23 protein-coding genes and 1 tRNA gene are annotated in these 21,876 nt (G+C 55.7%); 17 read left to right on the top strand and 7 right to left on the bottom strand.

The genetic code is table 11. The features are described 5' to 3' along the window. Nucleotides 1-141 precede the first annotated feature (141 nt). The 5 genes from JWG43_RS12050 (at nt 142) to JWG43_RS12030 (ending at nt 2,696) form a co-directional block, all read left to right on the top strand. Nucleotides 142-218, top strand: a tRNA-Arg gene (locus JWG43_RS12050). Between the two features lie 182 nt (nt 219-400). Then, the gene (locus tag JWG43_RS12045) at nt 401-592 is read left to right on the top strand and encodes a hypothetical protein (RefSeq protein ID WP_205243183.1); all 192 of its coding nucleotides are present in this window, start codon (nt 401-403) and stop codon (nt 590-592) included. 274 nt (nt 593-866) lie between these two features. Then, nucleotides 867-1,091, top strand: a complete 225-nt coding sequence (locus JWG43_RS12040) for a hypothetical protein (protein WP_205243182.1) — start codon at nt 867-869, stop codon at nt 1,089-1,091. A 354-nt stretch (nt 1,092-1,445) separates the two neighbouring features. Continuing rightward, nucleotides 1,446-1,967 carry a hypothetical protein gene (locus JWG43_RS12035; protein WP_205243181.1) on the top strand — a complete coding sequence of 174 codons (522 nt, stop codon included), beginning with the start codon at nt 1,446-1,448 and terminating at the stop codon, nt 1,965-1,967. 87 nt (nt 1,968-2,054) lie between these two features. Next, nucleotides 2,055-2,696, top strand: coding sequence for a class I SAM-dependent DNA methyltransferase (locus JWG43_RS12030; protein ID WP_205243180.1), 642 nt, complete (start codon nt 2,055-2,057; stop codon nt 2,694-2,696). 102 nt (nt 2,697-2,798) lie between these two features. On the opposite strand, the gene JWG43_RS12025 is transcribed toward JWG43_RS12030, so the two are convergent. The 6 genes from JWG43_RS12025 to JWG43_RS12000 all read right to left on the bottom strand — a co-directional run bounded on the left by JWG43_RS12025 (nt 2,799) and on the right by JWG43_RS12000 (nt 7,956). Continuing rightward, nucleotides 2,799-3,365: a DUF2062 domain-containing protein gene (locus JWG43_RS12025; protein ID WP_205243179.1), complete on the bottom strand. Its 567-nt coding sequence runs from the start codon at nt 3,363-3,365 to the stop codon at nt 2,799-2,801. Between the two features lie 108 nt (nt 3,366-3,473). After that, the gene (locus JWG43_RS12020; RefSeq protein WP_205243178.1) at nt 3,474-4,673 is read right to left on the bottom strand and encodes an ABC transporter permease; all 1,200 of its coding nucleotides are present in this window, start codon (nt 4,671-4,673) and stop codon (nt 3,474-3,476) included. Between the two features lie 7 nt (nt 4,674-4,680). Continuing rightward, a complete protein-coding gene (locus tag JWG43_RS12015) occupies nt 4,681-5,889 on the bottom strand; it encodes an ABC transporter permease (protein WP_205243177.1) in 1,209 nt (402 codons plus the stop codon). A 4-nt stretch (nt 5,890-5,893) separates the two neighbouring features. After that, nucleotides 5,894-6,571 (bottom strand): ABC transporter ATP-binding protein, encoded by a 678-nt coding sequence (locus tag JWG43_RS12010; protein ID WP_205243176.1) that lies wholly within the window; start codon nt 6,569-6,571, stop codon nt 5,894-5,896. Next, nucleotides 6,568-7,731, bottom strand: coding sequence for an efflux RND transporter periplasmic adaptor subunit (locus JWG43_RS12005; RefSeq protein WP_338033263.1), 1,164 nt, complete (start codon nt 7,729-7,731; stop codon nt 6,568-6,570). The genes JWG43_RS12010 and JWG43_RS12005 overlap by 4 nt, the downstream gene beginning before the upstream one ends. A gap of 81 nt (nt 7,732-7,812) precedes the next feature. Next, complete coding sequence (locus tag JWG43_RS12000; protein WP_205243175.1) at nt 7,813-7,956, bottom strand: hypothetical protein; 144 nt, start codon at nt 7,954-7,956, stop codon at nt 7,813-7,815. Between the two features lie 642 nt (nt 7,957-8,598). On the opposite strand from JWG43_RS12000, the gene JWG43_RS11995 reads away from it, so the two are divergent. The 6 genes from JWG43_RS11995 (at nt 8,599) to JWG43_RS19930 (ending at nt 14,671) form a co-directional block, all read left to right on the top strand. Continuing rightward, a complete protein-coding gene (locus JWG43_RS11995) occupies nt 8,599-11,268 on the top strand; it encodes a bifunctional acetate--CoA ligase family protein/GNAT family N-acetyltransferase (protein ID WP_205243174.1) in 2,670 nt (889 codons plus the stop codon). Nucleotides 11,269-11,352: 84 nt separating this feature from the next. Further along, a complete protein-coding gene (locus tag JWG43_RS11990) occupies nt 11,353-11,544 on the top strand; it encodes a ferredoxin (RefSeq protein ID WP_205243173.1) in 192 nt (63 codons plus the stop codon). A 262-nt stretch (nt 11,545-11,806) separates the two neighbouring features. Beyond that, a complete protein-coding gene (locus tag JWG43_RS11985; protein ID WP_205243172.1) occupies nt 11,807-12,082 on the top strand; it encodes an Lrp/AsnC family transcriptional regulator in 276 nt (91 codons plus the stop codon). 298 nt (nt 12,083-12,380) lie between these two features. Next, nucleotides 12,381-12,557, top strand: coding sequence for a hypothetical protein (locus JWG43_RS11980; protein ID WP_205243171.1), 177 nt, complete (start codon nt 12,381-12,383; stop codon nt 12,555-12,557). A 24-nt stretch (nt 12,558-12,581) separates the two neighbouring features. Continuing rightward, on the top strand, nt 12,582-13,691 hold the full coding sequence (locus tag JWG43_RS11975) for a lytic transglycosylase domain-containing protein (protein ID WP_205243170.1): 1,110 nt from the start codon (nt 12,582-12,584) through the stop codon (nt 13,689-13,691). A gap of 398 nt (nt 13,692-14,089) precedes the next feature. After that, nucleotides 14,090-14,671 (top strand): ferredoxin-thioredoxin reductase catalytic domain-containing protein, encoded by a 582-nt coding sequence (locus tag JWG43_RS19930; protein WP_205243169.1) that lies wholly within the window; start codon nt 14,090-14,092, stop codon nt 14,669-14,671. Nucleotides 14,672-14,838: 167 nt separating this feature from the next. Here JWG43_RS19930 and JWG43_RS11965 read toward each other — a convergent pair whose 3' ends face one another. Next, nucleotides 14,839-15,030 carry a hypothetical protein gene (locus tag JWG43_RS11965; protein WP_205243168.1) on the bottom strand — a complete coding sequence of 64 codons (192 nt, stop codon included), beginning with the start codon at nt 15,028-15,030 and terminating at the stop codon, nt 14,839-14,841. Between the two features lie 183 nt (nt 15,031-15,213). Here JWG43_RS11965 and JWG43_RS11960 point away from each other — a divergent pair, with 183 nt between their 5' ends. The 6 genes from JWG43_RS11960 to JWG43_RS11935 all read left to right on the top strand — a co-directional run bounded on the left by JWG43_RS11960 (nt 15,214) and on the right by JWG43_RS11935 (nt 21,820). Continuing rightward, nucleotides 15,214-16,158, top strand: coding sequence for a YbgA family protein (locus JWG43_RS11960; protein WP_205243167.1), 945 nt, complete (start codon nt 15,214-15,216; stop codon nt 16,156-16,158). Between the two features lie 166 nt (nt 16,159-16,324). Then, nucleotides 16,325-16,741 (top strand): DUF2177 family protein, encoded by a 417-nt coding sequence (locus JWG43_RS11955; protein ID WP_205243166.1) that lies wholly within the window; start codon nt 16,325-16,327, stop codon nt 16,739-16,741. Nucleotides 16,742-16,949: 208 nt separating this feature from the next. Then, nucleotides 16,950-17,768 (top strand): DUF1295 domain-containing protein, encoded by an 819-nt coding sequence (locus JWG43_RS11950; RefSeq protein ID WP_205243165.1) that lies wholly within the window; start codon nt 16,950-16,952, stop codon nt 17,766-17,768. Nucleotides 17,769-17,994: 226 nt separating this feature from the next. Then, nucleotides 17,995-19,269 (top strand): FAD-dependent oxidoreductase, encoded by a 1,275-nt coding sequence (locus tag JWG43_RS11945; protein WP_205243164.1) that lies wholly within the window; start codon nt 17,995-17,997, stop codon nt 19,267-19,269. Next, nucleotides 19,266-21,245 carry a DUF1365 family protein gene (locus JWG43_RS11940; RefSeq protein ID WP_205243163.1) on the top strand — a complete coding sequence of 660 codons (1,980 nt, stop codon included), beginning with the start codon at nt 19,266-19,268 and terminating at the stop codon, nt 21,243-21,245. Before JWG43_RS11945 ends, JWG43_RS11940 begins: the two co-directional genes overlap by 4 nt. Nucleotides 21,246-21,247: 2 nt before the next feature. Continuing rightward, nucleotides 21,248-21,820, top strand: a complete 573-nt coding sequence (locus JWG43_RS11935) for a DUF2878 domain-containing protein (RefSeq protein ID WP_205243162.1) — start codon at nt 21,248-21,250, stop codon at nt 21,818-21,820. Nucleotides 21,821-21,876 lie beyond the last annotated feature (56 nt).

The following is a 21,876-nucleotide window of genomic DNA, read 5'->3' as shown; positions in this document are numbered from 1 at the left end:
AATCCGCAGCCTGCCTCTTGAACTGTCGATTGCCTGCGCCCACGGATAGAACCACAACCAATCCTCCCACCGACAAAGCAGTTTTAGGCTGGAAACCCGGGCAAGAGTATGGTATGAATGGGCCGCGCTTGGCAAACAGCAGGACGGGTAGCTCAGCTGGATAGAGTGTTGGCCTCCGAAGCCAAAGGTCGCGGGTTCGAATCCCGCCTCGTCCACCAGCAATTACAGCCACTTAGCAATCAATTTGCTAGGTGGCTTTTTGTTTTTAAAGCTGCCTGTACAACCCCTGTACAACTTTTTCATTTTTTTAACTGCTGATTCCACCTTGGCTATGCGGCCCCAGGCATAAAAAAAACTGCCAAGTATGTTCACCGTGAAAAATAACAACTGAACCCGATCAATGACTCCTTGGGCAGAAACAGCCATCGCCACCGGCGTTTTCCTCACCCTCACTATTGCCTTCCCGGTCAACGCATACCTGGCCTTTCGGAGGAAGAAAAACCTTGTGCTGGTCCTCTTGCTCACTGTGCCGTTGTCTTGGTTCGTGACGGCTGCCCTGCTGGTCCTGCCCCCTGGTCGGTATGAGAATTGAGCAGGAATAAATAAGTTAGGGTCAGATCTTGAATCTTGAATTATTTCATTTTTCAGATGATTCAAGATCTGACCCCAAATTTTCCAATTTTTCTTCCAATTTTTCTTGATTCAAGATCTGACCCTAGTTTCTTGACCCTAGTTTCTCGCAGAAATAATGACAAGCTGTTTTTGTTGTGGTTCAATCAAGGGTACCCTCGTCGGGAATAGTGCCGAAGTCTATCGGAAACAGGTCTTGAAAAACGGTATAATCAAAAGAAATATCAGAAAATTTTATGAACAGTTTATGGTCAAAAATTCGCTCGGCGTTCAATACGATTATCCATGGAGGAAAAACCGCCTCGACCAATGCATTAAAGAACAGGCTGGCAAAGATGGTCATGGGGGATCACGGTACAGTGGAACGGTTGATCGAACACGAAAGAAAAATCAAACCGGACGCGCCTGAATCAGAGTTGATTTCCGCGGCTATCGACCGGCTTCGCAGGGACAGAGGATGAAATAATTGAGACAAAAGAGACCGTCTTTTTTCACCCAACGCCTCCGGTTTTCCTCAACTACGACCCGCGGCACTCAAGCAATTCTTGAAATTTATCAAATTATTAAGATACGTTAAAGCACCGTGGCAGAGTCTGCCGCCTTGTGGTATAGTGGGTGTCAGTTTAGAAACGGCTCTGTTCCCCTGGCGCCTTGTTGCACCGGCACATACTCCTCGAGATACTTTTTCTGCCGCTCTAGGCCTCGGTTACCTTCACCAAGGTGTCTTGATGCGGACCGGAATCTCTTGTTTGTGGATGGAGACCAATCAACAAGACAGGAAAAATTCTTTTTCAAGCAGAAGGAAACGATACACCATGAAAAGAAGCATGACGGCCTGGCTTGGTTTGTTGCTGGTCCTGATCACCGGACCCGCAACGGCCGGCGACAATACCGCCAAATTCGGTACCTGGAGCATTACCTCATCCACCGGCGAGATAACAATCGTCGATGCAAGTCGATTCCGTACCAACTCGTGGAATTTTCCCGCCGATCCCGAAGCCGACGGCGCAAACTGGGTTCGGGTGTACTCCCGCGGTGAACTCGAATACAAATTGGCCTTCAAAGGGGTCGAAGGATCGCCCCACCCCGATGGCCTGAGCCATGGAGGCAGCGGCAAAGGTGAAGGAGGGGTGATCACAGGTCACGACCTGCGGGAGGAAAGCGGCCCGGATGGCTACCATTCCCGGGTAGAAAAATCCATACGAGGAACCTACAGTGAGCATGAATTGGAGGCTGAATGGACCGTGAGCAGTGTGATCACCGCAGGTCATATCACCCAGACCATCGAGGGCAGCGGATCGATCCGAGCGGTACGAGGTATCGGGCCCAGGCCCTGACAGAGCCCTGCGGGGCCCACTGCACGTGGGAACCTTATACTTCCGCAAACCAGCAGATCCTGTCTGACAACTCCTGGGAGGAACGTTTTGAAGAAAAACACGACATGGCTGGGTCAAGGCAGCACCGACAGCAGAGAAGTTGCCACCTATTACGACGAGTGGGCGCCGACCTATGAGGCCTCACTCGATCAATGGACCTACCGAGCGCCCCAATACGCCGCTCGACTGCTGGCAACCCATTCCCTCTGCCAGGGGCCGGTTTTTGATGCCGGCTGCGGGACCGGGCTCACTGGCAGGGCCCTGAAAAACGAAGGATTCGAGAGCATTATCGGGACGGACATCTCGTCTGCATCCATTGAACAGGCCATGCAGACAGGAGTGTATACGAGTGTACAGACCCTTGACCTGCAGCAGCTCCCCTTGCCGTTTACCGACAATATGTTTGCCGCGGTCAACTGTGTTGGTGTCCTGACCTATATCGAAGCACTGCGAGAGTTGCTGCACGAGTTTGTCAGGGTGACCGTACCCAATGGCCTGGTCGTCTTTACCCACCGCGATGATTTACTGTATCAACAGAATTTCCCGCGTATCCTGGATGCCCTCGAGGCAGAAGGGTTGTGGGGCAAGGTATTTGTCTCGGAACCCGAGCTGTATTTACCGGGGAACGAAGAATTTGCCGACAGAATCCGGGTCGTCTATTTTGTGTATCGAGTCAGGTCGGGACAGTAACCTGTTGATGGTATCCGTTCTCAGGTCGGGCAGCTTTTTGCCTGCACCCGGTGAACGTGTACAATGATGAAGGCTGTGAAAGGAAAGAAGCAGAACCCTGGTTTACCTCGATGAGTCAACCCGGCTCGGGGATAATTCCGATGCCTGACTGGAGGCTGGTTTCTTTCTTTTGCGGAGAAAATTGAATTGGGGTAAGGGGACAAAACGTATGGCCAGATAGAGCCAACTGCCGATAAAGAGGCCTAATATACCGTTGCCAAGCCAAAGTGGCAGCCAGATCTGCGGCAGCACTTCCGTCATCCAGCCCCACATGTTCACGCCTTCAGTCACTTCAATCTTACCCAGGGTTGGTTTCCCCAGAACCCAGCCCCCCACCAGATAGCCAAAGGTCCAGATCGGCCACATGGTGACCGGATTGGTCAACCAGGCCAGGGCAACGGCAAGGGGTATATTGGCGCGGGCATAATAGGAAACGATGGCGGCCAGCGGCATCTGCAGGGGAATGGGTATAAACGCGCAGAAGGCACCCACGAACCCGGCCCGGGCAAAACTGGCACGATTACCACTCCACAGGTCCTTGTTTCTCAACCCGGGAAACCTGCCGTTCAGCCATCTGCTGTACTTGATGGAACGGATTCCTCTGATAACACTGTATTTGACCGATCTCATGACCTTAGGCAGTTTAATATGATCCAAGTTAATTATTGTCGTCCATATCGGCAAGGACCGCAATGGAAAAAGGATCAGGCCCATACTTTTATGGGCGTTGCCCCTGATCTATTCAGAACGCAGCGCCTCCAGCGGATCGAGACGAGCCGCCTGCAAGGCGGGCAGGATTGAGGCGAGCATGCCAATCCCCATGGCCAGCAGCTCGGCAAGAACCACGAATGTCCATGGTGTATGGACCGGCAGAAGCGGAACAAAGGTATGGATGATCAAAGCACAGCAGAGACCAATGGCCAGCCCGGCTGCTCCGCCAAGTGCCGCCAGCAGAGTCCCTTCGAGGAGAAAAAAGAGCAGGATTTGGCTCCGCCTGGCCCCTATGGCACGCAGCAGGCCGATCTCATTGATTCGCTCGCGCAAGGCAATGGTCATCACCGTAAAAATGCCGACACTACCCACCAGCAGGGATATTCCGCCTAAAGCACCCACCGCCACGGTCAGCATGCCAAGGATCGACCCGAGAACATCGAGCATCTGTTGCTGGGTGATGATGGTGAAATCCTCCTGCCCATGACGCTGCACAAGGAGGCGCCTGATGGAGGCCACTATCTCTTCGGGGTCGACACCCTCCCGATAGAGGACATCAATCTCCATCAGACCCTCCCGATTGAACAGGTCCAGGGCCCGCACCGTTGGGATGAACACGGTATCGTCCAGGTCAAACCCCAGAACCTGTCCCTTGGATTCCATCACTCCGATCACCCGGGCCGGTTGATTGCCTACCTGAATCCGCTCTCCCAGAGGATTGCGATCAGGAAAAAGTTCCTCCCGGACTTTATGGCCAAGAACGACAAAGGGCCGGGCGGTTCGCGGATCGTCCGGAGGCAGGAAACGACCGCTCTGTACCCGCATGCGAAAAGCCCGGTCCATCTCCGGGCCGACTCCGTATACCGTAATCCTTCGCGTACGACCTTCAGCCTTGACCTCGGCATTCCCCTGCACCACCGGCACCACCGCTTCCACGCCGGGAATCCGGCGTAGCGCTTCACTGTCCTCCAGAGTGAGTAAACGTTCCGAACCAATCACCCCCAGCGAAGTCCCCATGGTGGTCACTTTTCCCGGGGTAACAGCGATCAGGTTGGTACCGAACTGCGTGAACTCAGCGAGAACATAGCGCTGCAGCCCTTCGCCCATGGAGGTAAGCAGAATGACCGCGGCAATTCCCACCGCGATCCCTAACCCGGTGAGAAAAGAGTGCAGACGCTTGGCACGGATGGAGGTGGTGATGAACCTGATATGATCGATGATGTCCATGCGGATCTCAATGCCGCGCCAGGGCCTGAATCGGATCAAGCCGGGCCGCCCTTCGCGCCGGGAGCAGGGCGAAGACAAATCCCGTCCCCAGGGCCGTGCCCAGGGCAGCACCAATGGCCCAGAGCGGCGGGGTGGTCTGCAGGGCGGGATACAACTGCACCGTCAGCCAGGCACCGGCAAAACCGAGCCCGATACCGATCAGACCGCCAATGCTTGCAAGCAGCAGCGCTTCGGTCACCACAAGCACCATGATCTGGAGTTTCCCTGCTCCCAGGGCCTTGCATAGACCTATCTCGGCGGTACGCTGATTCACGGCCATGAGCATGACATTCATGACCAGGATACCGGCCACCACCAGGCTGATGGCAGCGATTCCGGCCACGGTGAGGGTTAGGACGGCAAAGATGGTATCAAAGGTGGCCAGGACCGCGTCCTGAGTGATAATGGTGACATCCTCCTCACCGTAATGCCGTTTGGCGATGGTCGTGGTGATGAAGCGCTGCAATCGGTCGATGGCGTCCATGTCCCTGGCTTCGATGAGAATACGGAACAAACCCTCGGTATTGAGCAGCATCTGGGCAAAGGCCACCGGCACGATCACCATTTCTTCGGTATCCAGTCCCAGAGAGCGACCCTCGGAACCAAGGATGCCAATCACCCGACAACGGAACCCGCCCAAGCGCACCAGTTCACCCAGAGCATTCTCCCGCCCGAACAGTTCCCGGTTGACCCTGGCCCCGATCACACAGACCGGGCGGGCGATTTCCATATCCTCGTCCGGCAGAAAAAAGCCCCGATCCATGCGCAGGTGATGAATTTCAAGCAGGGGGGCCGTAGAACCGATCACCGGCACCTGCCGTTCCCGTCCTCGCCAGCTGATACGCATCTCACCGATATTGATGGGAGCCAGTCGCCGGACCAGATCACCCCTTTCCAGAGCCCTGGCATCACCCAGAGTAAGGTCACGGGGTGTTTCCCCGACAATGGTCGCAGCAGTGCCTGATGCGGTCTCCGCCCGCCCCGGAATGACAATCACCAGATTGGTGCCCAGGGAGGCAAACTGATCAACTACGTAAAGCCGGGCGCCATTACCGACACCGGTGAGCAGAACGACAGCCGCCACCCCGATGCTCATGGCCAGAAGCATGAGCAGGGTGCGAACCCGGTTGCCATCCAGACTGATCAAAGCAAAAGCGATGGCATCCAGGGGCCGCATGGACCTACTCCCTGCCTGTATCGGCGGCTATCCGCCCGTCAACAACCCGGATACGTCTGCCGGCCCGGCCACCGATCTCCGGATCATGGGTGACAACAATCAGCGTCAACCCATTGCGGTTGAGCTCTTCCATCAATTGGACGATCTCTTCACCAGCGGTGCGATCCAGGTTGCCGGTGGGTTCATCGGCGAGCAGTACCGCGGGTTCGTTGATCACCGACCTGGCTATGGCGACCCGCTGGCGCTGACCTCCGGAAAGCTCGTCCGGGCGATGATGCTGTCTGCCCTCCAGGCCGAAAGCGGCGATCAGACGATCGCTTCGCCGGGACCGTTCCCGACGGGGCACCCCGGCCAGAAGCAGGGGCAATTCAATATTCTGCTGGGCTGTGAGACGGGGGATAAGATGAAAAAACTGGAAAATGAACCCGATCTTGCGGCCGCGAATGGCTGCCAGTTGGGTGTCATTGAGGCTGGTGACATCCTCGCCGTCCAGGAAATAGGTACCGCTGTTGGGAGTGTCAAGGAGACCGATAATGTTGAGCAGAGTTGACTTGCCCGATCCCGAAGGGCCCATTACTGACAGGTATTCTCCCGGCTCGATGATCAGTGAAACCTGATCCATAGCCCGCACTTCCTGTCCGCCCACCGAAAAAATACGGCTGACCTCGAGCAATTCAATCATCGCCCTGCCACTGCCAGACTGTGGTTCTCCACCTCCACCAGAACCCCTTCGGCAAGCCCTCGACGATCAATGGAGGTCACCACTAATTCACCAGGATCCAGGCCGGCAACAACCTCGGTAAACCTCCAGTTGAAAATGCCCGCCTCGATGCGGCGACGCTCGACCCGACGGGTTTCCGGACGGAGCACATACACAAAACCGTCCTGAAGAACCGCCTCGGTGGGAATGCGCACCACCTCGCCGCGGGCATCGAGAATGATTTCGACGTCGGCGCTGTAGCCGGCAAGGAGGTTGTCAGGAGCAGCATCTTCAAGAAACTCGGCTTCAACCTCGACTGTGCGAGCCTGCTTGGCTACTTCCAGGACATAGGGAGCGATACTCCGCACCCTCCCCGGGAAACTCTGCCGGGGAAAGGCATCCAGGCTGATGCGCACGTCCATGCCCTCCCGGACCTGAGCAGCGTCAATCTCGTCAATGGGAGCCGCAACATACAGCGCGTCCATACTGATGAGATCGACGGCCGGCAATGTGGCGATGCCCGGCGGTGACGGGGTCAGGTATTCACCGATCTCACCGTTCACTTCGGCGACTATTCCGGCAAAAGGAGCAATGAGAATGGTTCGCTCCAGGGTGGCCTCGGCAGCCGCCACCCTGGCAGCCGCCACCTCAATCCGGGCTGTAGCCGCCTCGCAGGCCGCCTTTTTTCCCTGAGCAGAGATCATTGCCTCATCGTAGGCGGATTCGGAGACAACACGATTGCGATGGAGAACGGCCTGACGGTCTGCCTGCCGTTCGGCCAGCTCGGCCATGCGACAGATTTCCCGAGCCGAAGCCTGGACCGCCGCTGCTTCCGCTGCAGCCAGTTGCCGTTCTGCCTGCAGATCCTTATTCCACAAGGTGAGCAGCACCTGTCCGGCTTCGACGATATCAGCCTTGCGGACATGCAGAGTATCGATCCGGCCGCCGATGGCCGGAGTCAGATTGGCCCGTTGACGCGCCTTGACCGAACCGGCACGGGTATTGGCCACCACAGCCTCCACTGGCCCGACAGCCACGGTCTCAACGGTGACATGGATCGGTTTTTCGGCGGTCAGAGAGCGATAGCCGAAGAACAGTCCGGCAGCCGCGACCACCATAAGGACAATATACGCTTTTTTCACGGAAATCCCGCAGTGAGAGGAATGCGCAGGATTCGGAACAGGGCCAGTGATCGTTCACAAACGGCTCTATCCCCCCCTGGTTCATTTCGTCACCTCGGCAACACCTCTGACCACGTCGATCATGGTTGCCCGGCCTTCCACCTCACCTGCCGTCTTTTCGTGCAGAAGCTGCCGCCGTGGACGAAAGACAAGGGAAAGATTAGCACCCTGGCCGCATTTTGTCATCTGAAGAGCGTACCAGGGTGTGCCTGGATCGCAACATCCTTTGTACCAAGGTGGCGGCATCAGGATCAAGGATAATGCCCCGAAGGGCGGCTGGTGAAAGGTATTGCTAAGGATTCCGCTGCAATTATAAGATGAATACAGCAAGATAAAGCCAAAACAAGATCCAGCCGTCACGGATTCAAGGTTCAGGAAAAAATCTGTAATGTACTTGTACTTCTGGAAAAAAAAGGGTAGTGAAATGTGCCGTCATTGACCTGCACAAATACCCGCCGCCTGACCCTGCAAGGTATCTCCTCACCCCCCTGATGAACGGTTCTGTCGTCAGCAAAGAGGGTCAGAACACCTGAGTGTTGACCAGCTCTTCATCTACGAAGGACAGGCTGCACTGCAGAGAATTGACATGTTGTCCGACGACTTGCTTATCGGTATATGAGGTACCGGCAAATGCCCCGAAGGGCGGCTAGTGAAGGTTATTATCAAGGATTCCGTTGCAATTATAAGCTGATGACAGCAAGATATATCCAAAACCAGAGTCCAGCCGTCACGGATTCAGGAAACGGTTCCAGTTTCCAGGTCAGGCAGCCGTTTGCTGGCCCCCGGTAAGATCGACAAAAGCACCATCAGATACGGACGAGGTCAGCCATGGATCATCTTTTCAACCCAAACAGCGTCGCGGTGATCGGTGCCAACGACAAGCCTGGCTCCATTGGCTCGGCGCTGATCAATAACCTGATCGAAGGTGGCTTTTCAGGAAAGATTCACCCGGTGAACCCCCACTATGAGCAGGTCCACGGCCTGAAAGCGTTCAGCACCATCGCCGAGATCGAACCGCCTCCGGATCTGGCCATTATCGCCACGCCCATAGCCACGGCCCCGGGCATTGTTCGCCAATGTGTCCGCTCAGGAACCCGAGGGGTGATCATCATCTCCGCCGGGGGCAGGGAATCGGGCGAGGCAGGAAGGCTGATTGAGGAGCAGATCCATGGCGCAGTGGAAGGTTCCGGGGTGCGGATCATTGGTCCCAACTGCCTGGGTGTCATCCGGCCGGCAAAACATCTCAACGCCACCTTTTCCGGCAGCATGCCGGCAAAAGGCAACCTGGCGGTTATCTCACAGAGTGGAGCTATCTGTACCTTCATTCTCGACCGGGCAGCCCAGGAAAACACCGGTTTCAGTCACTTCGTCTCCATTGGCTCCATGCTTGATGTCGATTTCGGCGACTTGATCGATTATCTGGGCAATGACGGCTCGGTACGATCGATCCTGCTCTACATGGAGAATTTGACCAATATCCGTAAATTCATGAGCGCGGCCCGTGCCGTTGCCCGCATTAAACCAATCATCGTGCTCAAGGCCGGAAAGAGTAAGGCCGGCGCCCGTGCTGCTTCCACCCATACCGGTGCCATGGCCGGCGAAGACGCGGTGTATGACGCTGCTTTCAAACGGGCGGGAATTGTCCGGGTACCCTCTCTGGCCCGTCTCTTCGACTGTGCCGAACTCCTGGCCAAACAGCCCCGTCCTCCGGGAAAGCGACTGGCTATCATCACCAACGGCGGTGGCCCCGGGGTCATGGCGGCGGACACCCTGGCTGAATACGGCCTGGAACCGGCGCCGATGCCCGAGGAGACCATGGCTCAGCTCAACGAGATTCTGCCATCCTACTGGAGCAGGGGCAACCCCATCGACATTCTCGGCAACGCCACTGTCGAACGGTTCAGTGCAGTTCTGGACATCTGTCTGGCGAGCAAAGCGTTTGACGGCGTGTTAATCATCATGGTGCCCCAGGCCCTGACCGACCCCGAGGAGGTCGCCAAAGCACTGACCCAAATGGTCCGGCGCAGACGTTTTCCAGTCTTTGCCTCCTGGATGGGCGGCAAACAGATGGCCGGCGCTATCGATATCCTCAACCAGGCCGATATCCCCACCTACGAAACTCCCGAACGAGCTGTACGCGCCTTTCTCTACATGGTGGAATACACCAGAAACCAGGAACTGCTCTCCCAGGTGCCGCCCAAGCTGAGCACAGACCTGTATTTTGACCGCGATTTTGTCTTTCGCACCATTTATGAATGTTTCGAGCAGCAGATCGACCTGCTCTCGGAGGTGCAAAGCAAAAAAATTCTCGCAGCTTACGGGATTCCTGTAAACGAAACCCTTCTCGCCACCTCTGCCGACGAGGCAGTGGCCATGGCACAAGAAATGGACATGCCGCTGGCCATGAAGCTGGTATCGCCGGATATCACCCATAAATCCGATGTCGGCGGCGTTCAGCTCGACCTGCGCAACGAAGAGGATCTCCGCCAGGCCTTTGCGCGGATCATGGACAAAGCCAGGGATCTGTATCCGCAAGCCCGAATCACCGGCGTCTCCCTGCAGCCCTATCTGGCCAACCCCGATTTCGAACTGCTCATCGGCAGCAATACCGACCCTGATTTCGGCCCGGTTCTCCTTTTTGGCTCTGGCGGCGTCTTTGCCGAGGTTCTCAACGACCGAGCCCTGGGGCTGCCGCCGCTTAACCGGCTGCTGGCGCGGCGGATGATGGAAGAAACCCGCATTCTTCCTCTGCTCAAAGGCTATCGCAGTCACCCGCCTGCCGATCTCGAAAAGCTTGAAGAATTGTTGATCCGACTTTCTCAACTGGTGATCGATTTCCCCGAAATCGTCGAGTTAGACATGAATCCAGTGATCGTCAAAAACGGCATCCCCTGCGCTGTTGATGCCCGGATCAAGCTGGCCCGATCAAAAAGCGGCACTTCAAATCTCCATCTTGTGATCAGTCCCTATCCTCAGCACCTGGAGCGGCACGATCTTACCGACCTGAAGAGACCGCTCTTTATCCGACCAATCAAACCGGAGGATGCCCCGCTTTTTGTTGAACTGTTCAACGTGCTCACTCCCACCAGCATCTACTACCGTTTCTTCAGCGTCGTTAAAACACTCTCACCGGAAATTCTCGCCCGCTTCACCCAGATTGACTACGACCGCGAAATCGCTTTTGTCGCTCTGGACGAACGCGAGGTCCAGGAACGGATGCTCGGAATCGCTAATATCGTTGGTGAACCGGATGGCAAACGGGGCGAGTTTTCAGTGCTGATCGGCGACCCGTGGCAAGGGACCGGCATTGGCGCCAAACTGCTGCTCCAGTGCCTGAGAATCGCCAGGGAGCGGGGCATGGAGATAGTCTGGGGGACCGTGCTGGCTGAAAACAGCTACATGATCGCCCTGAGCAAGAAGCTGGGATTCACTGTCCAGCAAGGTGAGGATTCTTCCGAATATAAGTTGACCATCGATTTAAAAAGTGCCAGATTATAACTCATGTCTCACCATGCAATCAGTTGCCATTCCGGAGAAAACGGATGACAACGTGTTCATACCAACCGAAAAAGGAGAACTCCCATGGCAAAACAAGTAGTCATTGACCAGGATGAATGTTTAGGCTGCGAAGTCTGTGTTGAGCTGTGTCCGGACATTTTTGGCTTTAATGCCGACGATGCCAAAGCATACGTGATTGACGCCGACAGTACGGATGCAGCGTGCATCGAAGAATCGATCGCCTCCTGTCCTGGAGAATGCATTAGCTACGAATGATGTCCGCGTCCAAAACCGCTGCCATCAGGCGGGCACCGGAAAGACCCGCATGACACCGCTGGCTGTATCTATCCCGACATGCGCCTGGATCCGTGAGCGGACGCCCCGAAGGACGGCTGGTGAAGGGTCTTGTCAAGAATTCCGCTGCAATTACAATCTGAGTACAGCAAGATATATCCAACAAAAGAGTCCAGCCGTCACGGATTCAGGATGCGGTATTGCTTTCTAAGCCGGTGCCAACTCATCAATGTAAGGTGCATGAATGGTCACTTCCATTATTCTCATCAATGCGGAACGCAACAAAATCAATACGTTGGCCGAACAGTTACGGGAAATAGCAGGCATATCGGAAGTCTATTCAGTGAGCGGCAAGTATGATCTGGTTGCCATTATCCGGGTGAAAACCAACGAGGATCTGGCTGATCTGGTCACCAAAAAAATGCTGCTGCTTGAAGGTATTATCAAAACCGAAACCATGCTGGCCTTTCAGGCCTATTCCCGTCACGACCTCGAGGCCATGTTCGCAGTCGGCATGTGAGGGTGTTCGGAACAATCTTCCAGCCGAAAAGCCCACCCAGATGCGTCATCGTTGACCAAGCCCTGGATCCGTGAGCCTTCGTCCGTGCGTCAGCTGTATTGGCTGTGACCGTTTGATGAAAGGAGACTTTTATCAGACGGGTACGGGCAATGAAGATGGTGTGCGGATGAAGGCCCCGAAGGGCGGCTGGTGAAAGGTATTGCCAAGGATTCAGCTGCAATTATAACCTGATTACAGCAAAATATCCAAAAAAGCGTCCAGCCGTCACGGATTCAGACACGTCTAAGCACAGGACTGCATGGCCTGGAAACATGCAGCGCTGACTTCCATTGCTTTTGCGGATCTTATTCCGGCACTCTCCGTGAAAAAGCGTGCCTGCCTGGCCACGAAAGCGCATACCGGGCAGCGGGATCAATCCGGTGATCATTACCCCCGCTGCCTGCAGTATTTACAGCAGCACCATGCCCGTAGGTGAGCGTACAACCTAGCAACTCGTTCGATGAATAATACACCGGTCGCCCTTTCCAAATCTTCGCCCGCAAAACAACCGGCTCCGACTGATCCAGAAAACCGGGCCAAGCGACCACCTCGGGCCACAGGAAAAAAAAAGAGGATTAAAGGACCACGAACAAAAAAGAAACCCGGCAACACCCGGCAGCTTCTGCTGTTCACCAGCCTGGAAATGGTCGGCCTGGTCAGCACGGCACTCATCGCTATAATGGTGCTCCTGGGCTATTGGGCCGACAGGTTTTCCGGGACCCGGTTTCTTACCAGCCAACTGCCGTTCGCCTTTGGCATACTGGCCCTTGCCGTATCAGCGATCCTGTTCACCAGTCTCTGGCAACGATTGCGCAGGTGGCTGCTTGCCAGATCGCTGATGTTGCCGGCGGCCCTTGCCCTGGGCATTGCTCTGGTGGCGGGAACTTTTGTCATCCAGGGGCACTTCTTTCACGCCTTCGGCCATTTCCGTACCCTGGTCGGCGGCAAGGAGGAGGCCAGCCGGAGGACACTGGCACATCAGGTCTATGCCACCTACCGCCGTCACGACAGCAGCCAACTGCAATTGCTCATTGACCGGTCCATGCCCTATAGCGAGGATATCGAACAGGCCGCCCGGGCCTTTGGCCTTGACCCCGACCTTCTCTTGGGAATTGCCGCCGCCGAATCCTCCTTTCTGCCGCGGCCAAGCAGCGATGGCGGTCAGGGACTTTTTCAGATCACCCGGGTGCCGGAGGTGGTGATGATCCAGGCGGGCAGGCACCTCGGAGTCGCCTCCCCCTCGGTGATGGATCATCGCCATAACGGCTTTATTGCCGCCGCAACCTTCAAGTATTACCTGGGTCAGATGAAAAACGATCTCTTCCTTGGTCTGCTCGCCTATAATATCGGTCCGGCCAACGGTGGATTGCGCTTCATCATGCAACAGTATGGTGCCACCGATTTTGTCACCATCCAGCCCTACCTGCAGACACTCCCCCGCGACTACCCTATCCGGGTTCTGTCCTACGCTCTTGCCTTTCGCCTCTATCGCCAGGAAGGCTCTCTGCCGGCCTATGAAGAAGGCCTCAACGCGATCCGCATCCAGCATATCGGCATTCCCGGTTTTTAATATACCCCCACCTGGTTCCGTAAGCGGCTAGTGCAGGGTATTATCAAGGATTCCACTGCAATTATAATCTGACTACAGCAAGATATATCCCAAAAAAGAGTCCAGCCGTCACGGATTCAGGTCCCGTGGATGGTCTCCACAGACCAATTCGACCGTACAGGCTGCGATGTGGTGAACCCGGAGAAAAAACTTCGCTGGGCGTGATATTCTTGACTTTTGCAACAACAGAAAGTAGCTGTGCACTATGGCATACTTGATGAAAACCAGGATAACGGACCATTGCTTGGCACACCATCCGCTCCGGTGAATCCATTCTTTCTGATCTTTTTTCGAGACAAACCGGGGGCCGGTTTTCCCCAAGTCGATTCACACCCCAATCATTGAATCAAGGCTGCTTTATGACAACCAAAAAAATCAAGCTCTACAGCCTCACTACCTGTGCCTATTGCCAGGCCATTAAAAAAATGCTGAATGACCTTAAGGTGGCATATGAATATGTCGATGCCGACCTGTTGACCGGCAACGAGCAGGAAGCCTTGCTGGTGGAATTAGGTCGAGTCAATCCTCGTCGCTCCTTTCCGACCATTGTTGTTGATGGTGCCCCCATCACCGGGTACAAGATACAAAAAATCAAGGAGGCTATCGGGGTACGCACCGCGGTGGACGAGCTGTACGACCGGTTGCGAGCCGTACAGGAGCCCAAAGGGTACTTTTTCCATCCCGACCGGGAGAGAACCTTTGATCTTCTGCGCGGACTGTTGACCAACAAGGACCGGTACGGCTACATGGCCTGTCCGTGCCGTCTGGCCAGCGGCAATCGCCAGAAGGATGCGGACATCCTCTGCCCCTGTGTCTATCGGCAAGCGGATGTGGCGGAATTCGGGGCCTGCTACTGCCAGCTCTATGTGTCCCCGGACTGGAACGAGGCGGAAACCCATCCCGAATTCATTCCGGAACGAAGGCCGCCACAGGACCTCTGATCACAGGGCAATGCCTCAATCCGTGACGGCTGGACGCTTGTTGCGGGGATATCTTGCTGTAATCAGATTGCCATTGCAGTTCATTTCCTTGCACGCCATGGTCAAAAAACACAAAGGCCTGCCCCCTTGCGGGGGCAGGCCTTTATACTGCCGATATTTCAGAATGCTTACCAGCGCTCAGTGCCAACAATCTGGCTGACATCCATGCATTTGGATTTTTCTTCTTCCGTCAATTCTTCCTTTGCCTTGATCCCTTTCACATCCTTGAGATAGCAGGCATACTCCTTGCCGTCCTTGTCGCGAATCCATACCATAGACTCATATCCATAGCCAGAGGTGTCCATCTTTTCTTCAGTCATGGTTGTTCTCCTTTTTGTTTGTGTATTTGTGTTACTGGTCTTGCCGATTGCTATGCGTGTCATTTTATGTATAATGGGAAAAATTTCAAGATCCAAATAACACTTTTTATCATAACCGAAAGATAACCGAAAGCTGATTCCCCTCCATAATCTTGGAAAAACAAAACCATAGCAAAGAAAAAGATGGATCCTTTGAAAATCGGTGTCAGTGCCTGCCTGCTTGGTGAAAATGTCCGCTACAACGGCGGGCATCAGCTCAATCACTTCATCCGTGATATCCTCGGTCAATACATGCAGTTTGTTCCGGTCTGCCCGGAGGTGGAATGCGGCCTGCCCATTCCCCGGGAAACCATGCGCCTGGTCGGCGATCCCGACAACCCGCGCCTGTTAACCAGCCGCTCCGGTATTGATCACACCGAGCAGATGCAATCCTGGATTGAAGACAAACTGCAGGAACTGGCCCAGGAAAAGCTCTGCGGTTTTATTTTCAAGAAAGACTCCCCCAGCAGCGGTCTGTATCGGGTCAAGGTCTATTCGGATAAGGGCATGCCCCAACGAAGCGGCAGCGGTTTTTTTGCCCGGGCCTTCACCCGTTTTTTTCCCCTTCTTCCCGTGGAAGAGGATGGCCGTCTCAATGATCCGCGACTCCGGGAAAATTTCATCGAAAGCGTCTTTGTCTACAAGCACTTCCAAGATCTCCTGTCCGCACCGCGCAGCCGAGGAGCCCTGGTCGACTTCCACACCCGCCACAAACTGCTTTTTCTTGCCCGCAGCCAGGACCTCTATCGCCGCATGGGGCGCTTCATCGCCAACCTGCCCGAATCTCTCGAGGCAGCCTATGACGACTACGGCCAACTCATGGCCGAGACCCTGAGGGTTCGGACCACGATGAAAAAACACTGTAATGTCCTGCACCATGTGCTCGGTTACTTCAAAAAGCAGCTCTCAGCCGACGAAAAACAGGAAATCCTGGAGCTCATCGAGGCCTACCACCGCGGTGATGTCCCTCTGATCGTCCCCATCACTCTGCTCAACCATTATGTCCGCAAATACGAGCAACCCTATCTGCAAGGCCAGTATTATCTCCACCCCCATCCCCTGGACCTGCGCCTGCGCAGCCAAAGTTAATGCTCACCGGCCTCGACCCCTTTCCCAGGGAAGAATGAATGACGAGTCGCTTGTTTTTCCACTACTCTCACCTTATTGTCCGATCATGTGTTGAGAGCTGTTTCTCTTCGGCCGATCAACAAACCAGCCTTGGAAACCGTTTTGCTGCGATAGAGGAGGCATGACCATGAGCGGCTTTTTCTGGATCAAACTCTACCTGCTGACCATCCCTGTTTTTTTTGCCATCGACATGCTCTGGCTGGGCTATGTGGCCCGGAATTTCTACAAGAATCAACTTCATGCCTTTCTCAGCCCCGAGGTCAACTGGACCGCCGCCTTTCTCTTTTATTTCATCTACATTGCCGGCATCCTCTTTTTTGCCGTCCGCCCGGCCCTGGAAGTTGGCTCACTGGCCAGGGCCTGCCTGCTCGGCGCCCTGTTCGGCTTTTTCACCTACGCAACTTATGACCTCACCAATCTGGCCACCCTCCGTGACTGGCCCATTACGGTTGTCGTGGTCGATATTGCCTGGGGCACGTTGCTTTGCACCCTGGTGGGAGGTTCCGCCTACCTTATCGGCTCATGGCTTCTGTCAGGGGTGTGAAAAAGCTGCTTAAACTGCTCAAACTGCTGATGAGTACTGTGATTTGGCGCCAATTCAAAAACGGCTCTCATTCCCTGACTTCCTGGCACTCTGTCCACTCTACTTTACGGAAGAATAGGCATATACCCGTGGTTCAATTCGTCAGCCGTCACGGATCCAGGAAATTAATTCATATTCGGATAGCCACTATTCAGAGAGGAATGTGATCATGACCGCTGTTTTCATCACCGCTGCCCTGCTGCTTCTTGCCACCATGAGCTGCATGTACCTGGTGGGTCTGCTGGCCAGGGACAACAGCCTGGTGGACATTGCCTATGGGCCGGCCTTTATCATTGCCTGTTGGGGCGCCTGGCTGCTCACTGATGCGACGGGACATTTCCGATCCCTGTTGCTGCTGATCCTCATCACTCTCTGGGGCCTGCGCCTCGGCCTCCATATCGGGTACCGCCATCGGGGCCGGGGAGAGGATTACCGTTACCGTAATTTTCGCGAACAATGGGGAACAACCCTCCCCTGGCGTGCCTTCCTGCAGATCTACATGCTTCAGGGGACAGTAGTGCTGCTCATCGCCACTCCAGTTCTGTTGACCATTGCCGATCCCGGTTCCGATCTCCGCTGGAGCGATTTTCTTGGTCTTGCGCTCTTTGCCGTCGGCTTTTTGTTCGAAGCGATAGGTGACTGGCAATTACTGCGTTTCAAACAAAATCCGGCCAACCGCGGTCGGATCATCGAGGAAGGATTGTGGCGTTACACCCGGCATCCCAATTATTTCGGTGAAGTCGTGCTCTGGTGGGGAATATTTTTCATCGGCCTGGGTGCACCAGCCGGCTTCTGGGGGCTGATCAGTCCGCTGTTGATCGCTTTTCTGCTCCTCAAGGTCTCCGGCATCCCCATGCTCGAGGCTAAATATGAGGGGAACCCTGAATTTGAAGCGTATAAAGCACGAACCAATGCCTTTTTCCCCTGGAAACCGCGTCCGCATCAGGATGTTTTTCCTTCTCCCCATACCCCGGACCGGGATTCGTGAGCCTTGGCCGGAACACCAGCTGTGCTGTCTGCAACCGTTCGATGAAAGGACCCTTTATCGGACGGGTACGGGCTGGATGCAGCTAGAAGATTGCCTAGGAACGAACGTCCCGAAGGGCGGCGGGTGAAAATTCTCTTTAAGAATTCTGCTGAAATTATGATATAATTACAGCAAGGTATACACAAAAAATCGTCCAACCGTCACGGATTCAGTCGGAGGTTCAACGGTGTCAACCCACCAGGAAAACAAAGCAAACATCGCTGTGATCGGCGGTGGCGTCGCCGGAATCGTCGCAGCCCATCTTCTCCAGGACAGCTATGAAGTTACCCTGTTTGAACAAAACGAGTACCTGGGCGGCCATACCCACACCATCACCATTACCGATGGCCCGGATGCCGGCACGCCGGTGGATACCGGCTTCATCGTTTTCAACCAGGCCACCTATCCACTTTTCATCAGTTTTCTCCATGACCTGAAGGTGTCATCCCGGGAGACCGAGATGTCTTTTTGCCTCGATTGCCGGCAAACCGGCCTGGTTTATGCAGGCAACAACCTCAATGGACTTTTTGCCCAGCGGGCCAATCTATTCAGGCCCCGATTTTATCGTTTCCTGCTTGAAATCGGCCGCTTCAGTCGCCTGGCTCTGGCTGATCTCGCCAGCCAGGAAGATCTCGGCACCCTGGAAGAGTATGTCCATCACCACCGCTTCATGCCCTTTATGGTGGAGAACTATCTCAAACCCATGGCCGCGGCTATCTGGTCGACACCTGCCGGTCAGGTAACGGCTTTCCCGGCCCGCTCTTTTCTCCTCTTCTTCAAAAACCACGGGCTGCTCTCCCTGCGCAACCGACCGGCCTGGCGAACAGTCAGTGGCGGCAGCCACAGCTACGTCAAGGCCTTTACGGATCGTTTCACCGGCACCATCCGTCTCAACAGCGGGATCCGCCGGATCCATCGTTCCGCCGAAGGGGTGGATGTGGAGTGTGCCGACCATACCCAGCGCTTTGATCGGGTTGTCGTCGCCACCCATGCTGATCAAGCGCTGCGGATGCTGGCCGACCCCTCCGAGAACGAAAAACGATTGCTCGGCGCCTGGGAATACGAAAGCAACACCACAGTCCTCCATACCGACACCTCAATCCTGCCCCCCTTGCCCCGGGCCTGGTCCTGCTGGAATTTCCGCAGGGAGGCCGATCATGGCGGGCAACAATCGGTCTACGTGACCTACCATATGAACCTGCTCCAGGGCCTGAAAACCCATAACCAGTACCTGGTGACCCTGAACCGGCCTGACGGGTACGATGATTCCCGGGTCATCGCCACCATGCTCTACCACCATCCCACCTACACCAGGACCTCCATGGCAACTCAGGAAGCCCTGCCGTCCCTCAACGGTGAGCGCAACACCTGGTTCTGCGGCAGTTACTTCGGCTATGGATTCCACGAAGACGCCGTCCGTTCCAGTTATCAGACGGTGGCACATCTACTGGCAAAACGATGAACGCGCACCTCTATACCGGTCAGTTACGGCACACCCGTACCCATGCGGCTGAGCACGATTTCACCTATCGGCTCCATCTCTACGCCCTTGACCTGGCTGATCTGGACCAGCTCGATGACAATTCCTTCTGGTTCGGCCACAACAAGATACGGCCCCTGGCCCTCCACGACAAAGACTACCTTTTTCCCGGTCAGGAATCGCTGACGGCCAAGGTGGAACGGGCCCTGCGGGAAAACGGGATGGCTGCCTCCCCTGCCCGCACTGTTCTGGTGACGGCCCTGCGCCAGTTCCATTATATTTTCAACCCGGTCAGTTTCTTTTACTGCTACGATACCGGGGACCAACTGTTCGCTGTCCTGGTGCAGGTCAACAACACTTTTGGCGAAAGCCATCTCTATGTGCTGCGGCCCACCGCGGATGGACAGCCCCTGCAGACCGATAAAACTTTTCACGTCTCCCCTTTTTTTCCCCGCACCGGCCAGTACCGATTCCGGCTCTCTCCCCCAGGGGACAAGGAACTGAGACTGGAAATAAGCTATTATCTCCAGGGACAGCAGGCCCTGGTGGCCACCTTCACCGGCACAGCCATCCCCCTGACCCCGGCTGTCCTCGCCCGCACAATCCTGCTTCACCCGCTGCGGGCAGTGAGCACTTTTCCCCGCATCCTCTGGCAGGCTGCGCGTCTTTCCCTGCAGAAAAAACTCACCGTCTATCCCAAACCCGACCCCAGCTCGCCCCTGACCATTCGCCAGGCACCCCCCTCTCGCCTGGAGCGGCTGGCAACCTGGGTCGTGACCCGATTTTTCAGCCAGCTTGACCATGGCAGGATGACCCTGATCGATCCGCAGGGACAGCGCTTGACTTTCGGTACTGCCGATGGCCAACCGCAGGTGACCATGGTCGTCCATCGTCATCGATTCTTCACCCGGGCCATGCTGGCGGCGGATATCGGCTTTGGCGAGGCCTATACCGACGGCGATTGGAGCAGTCCGGATCTGGTGGCTCTGCTCACTCTGCTTTCCCTCAGGGAAGAAGCGGTCAACGACCGTCGCCTGTGGCCTGCTCTGGTCGGCAGGATGGTCAATTTTCTCCTCCACCTCCGCAGGAAAAACTCACCCAGTGGCAGCCGCCGCAACATCAGCGATCACTATGATCTTGGCAATGCCTTCTACAAGATCTTTCTCGACCCGACCATGTGCTACTCGAGCGGGATCTTCAAGACGGACAACGACAATCTCCATCAGGCCCAGATCAATAAAATCGAGACAATCCTTGCCAGGGCCGGAATCGGTCCGGAGGATCATGTGCTTGAAATCGGCTGCGGCTGGGGAGGGTTTGCCCTGGAAGCGGTCCGTCGAACCGGTTGTCGCCTGCTGGCCATCACGGTTTCGCGCGAGCAGTTCGATTGGGTCTGCCAACGGGTGCGGGAAGAGCAGTTGGAGGAGAGGATCGAGGTGCAACTCACCGATTACCGCCATGTCGAGGGGCGACAGTTCAGCAAAATCATCTCCATTGAAATGATCGAGGCGGTGGGCCATCGGTACCTTCCGGAGTATTTCGCCGCGCTCGATCGGCTGCTGGCCCCCGGAGGTCGGATTGTCCTCCAGGCCATTACCATGCCGGACCAGAAATACCGCGCCTATCGCCTGGGTTCGGACTGGATCCGCAAGCACATCTTTCCCGGCGGCCACCTGCCCTCCCTGGGGGCAATGACCGCAGCCATGGCCAGGAACACCCGTCTCAACATCGTTGCCATGGAGGACATAGGTTTTCACTATGTCCGCACCCTGGCCCTGTGGCGTGAAGCGTTGCTTGCAGAGCGTTCACGGGTGCTGGAACTGGGATTCGATGAAAACTTTCTCCGTAAATGGGAGTATTACTTCAGTTATTGCCAAGCCGGTTTTTATAACCGTCTGGTGCGCAACTACCACCTGACCCTGGCCAGGATGGGAGAACAGGGAGCAGCAAAGATCTGACCATGAATCGCAGCACGGTAACCTCACTGATCAATTACAGTCTTTTTCAGACCGGCTGGTTTGCCTGCGTGCTGGGAGCGGCCGCCGGATGGCCCTGGACGGCAGCCGGAGCCGGACTCCTCCTGGCTCTGGTCCATCTGGCCCTGGCCCGCCGCCCCGGGCAGGAAGTGAGGCTTCTTGCCTTCAGCCTGACCCTTGGCCTGGCCGTGGATACCTTTCATGTCCAGACAGGCGTACTGGTCTTTGCCGGCGGCATTATCCATCCAGCCCTGCCTCCGGGGTGGATTCTGGTGCTGTGGCTGCTGGTCGCAACCACCCTCCATTACTCACTGTCCTGGCTCAACAATCGCTACACCTTCGGTGCCATCCTCGGTGCCGTGTCCGGTGCGCTAGCCTACTGGGCCGGTGTCCGCCTCGGCGCCGCCACGTTTGGCGCTGACCTTGTCCCCAGCCTGGTGCAGATCGGCCTCAGTTGGGCCGTGGCCATGCCGCTTCTGCTCCTCATCGCCACCCGAACAGCCGCCGATGGCAAAGCAGCCGGGTACCGTCTGTTCACAAAGCACCTGAATCCGTGACGGCTGGACGCTTGTTTTAGATATATCTTGCTGTAATCATGTTTTAATTGTAATGA

It is taken from the genome of Desulfobulbus alkaliphilus (assembly GCF_016918545.1).
In the GTDB taxonomy this organism is placed as follows: Bacteria; Desulfobacterota; Desulfobulbia; order Desulfobulbales; family Desulfobulbaceae; genus Desulfobulbus; species Desulfobulbus alkaliphilus.
This window is presented reverse-complemented; position numbering and strand designations above follow the sequence as displayed.

What these genes read in the sequence shown, in the direction of transcription:
- JWG43_RS12045 (WP_205243183.1), top strand. Translation starts at nt 401, where the DNA reads ATGACTCCTTGGGCAGAAACAGCCATCGCCACCGGCGTTTTCCTCACC.
- JWG43_RS12040 (WP_205243182.1), top strand. Translation starts at nt 867, where the DNA reads ATGAACAGTTTATGGTCAAAAATTCGCTCGGCGTTCAATACGATTATC.
- JWG43_RS12035 (WP_205243181.1), top strand. Translation starts at nt 1,446, where the DNA reads ATGAAAAGAAGCATGACGGCCTGGCTTGGTTTGTTGCTGGTCCTGATC.
- JWG43_RS12025 (WP_205243179.1), bottom strand. Translation starts at nt 3,365, where the DNA reads ATGAGATCGGTCAAATACAGTGTTATCAGAGGAATCCGTTCCATCAAG.
- JWG43_RS12020 (WP_205243178.1), bottom strand. Translation starts at nt 4,673, where the DNA reads ATGGACATCATCGATCATATCAGGTTCATCACCACCTCCATCCGTGCC.
- JWG43_RS12015 (WP_205243177.1), bottom strand. Translation starts at nt 5,889, where the DNA reads ATGCGGCCCCTGGATGCCATCGCTTTTGCTTTGATCAGTCTGGATGGC.
- JWG43_RS12010 (WP_205243176.1), bottom strand. Translation starts at nt 6,571, where the DNA reads ATGATTGAATTGCTCGAGGTCAGCCGTATTTTTTCGGTGGGCGGACAG.
- JWG43_RS12000 (WP_205243175.1), bottom strand. Translation starts at nt 7,956, where the DNA reads ATGACAAAATGCGGCCAGGGTGCTAATCTTTCCCTTGTCTTTCGTCCA.
- JWG43_RS11995 (WP_205243174.1), top strand. Translation starts at nt 8,599, where the DNA reads ATGGATCATCTTTTCAACCCAAACAGCGTCGCGGTGATCGGTGCCAAC.
- JWG43_RS11990 (WP_205243173.1), top strand. Translation starts at nt 11,353, where the DNA reads ATGGCAAAACAAGTAGTCATTGACCAGGATGAATGTTTAGGCTGCGAA.
- JWG43_RS11985 (WP_205243172.1), top strand. Translation starts at nt 11,807, where the DNA reads ATGGTCACTTCCATTATTCTCATCAATGCGGAACGCAACAAAATCAAT.
- JWG43_RS11980 (WP_205243171.1), top strand. Translation starts at nt 12,381, where the DNA reads ATGGCCTGGAAACATGCAGCGCTGACTTCCATTGCTTTTGCGGATCTT.
- JWG43_RS11975 (WP_205243170.1), top strand. Translation starts at nt 12,582, where the DNA reads ATGAATAATACACCGGTCGCCCTTTCCAAATCTTCGCCCGCAAAACAA.
- JWG43_RS19930 (WP_205243169.1), top strand. Translation starts at nt 14,090, where the DNA reads ATGACAACCAAAAAAATCAAGCTCTACAGCCTCACTACCTGTGCCTAT.
- JWG43_RS11965 (WP_205243168.1), bottom strand. Translation starts at nt 15,030, where the DNA reads ATGACTGAAGAAAAGATGGACACCTCTGGCTATGGATATGAGTCTATG.
- JWG43_RS11960 (WP_205243167.1), top strand. Translation starts at nt 15,214, where the DNA reads ATGGATCCTTTGAAAATCGGTGTCAGTGCCTGCCTGCTTGGTGAAAAT.
- JWG43_RS11955 (WP_205243166.1), top strand. Translation starts at nt 16,325, where the DNA reads ATGAGCGGCTTTTTCTGGATCAAACTCTACCTGCTGACCATCCCTGTT.
- JWG43_RS11950 (WP_205243165.1), top strand. Translation starts at nt 16,950, where the DNA reads ATGACCGCTGTTTTCATCACCGCTGCCCTGCTGCTTCTTGCCACCATG.
- JWG43_RS11940 (WP_205243163.1), top strand. Translation starts at nt 19,266, where the DNA reads ATGAACGCGCACCTCTATACCGGTCAGTTACGGCACACCCGTACCCAT.
- JWG43_RS11935 (WP_205243162.1), top strand. Translation starts at nt 21,248, where the DNA reads ATGAATCGCAGCACGGTAACCTCACTGATCAATTACAGTCTTTTTCAG.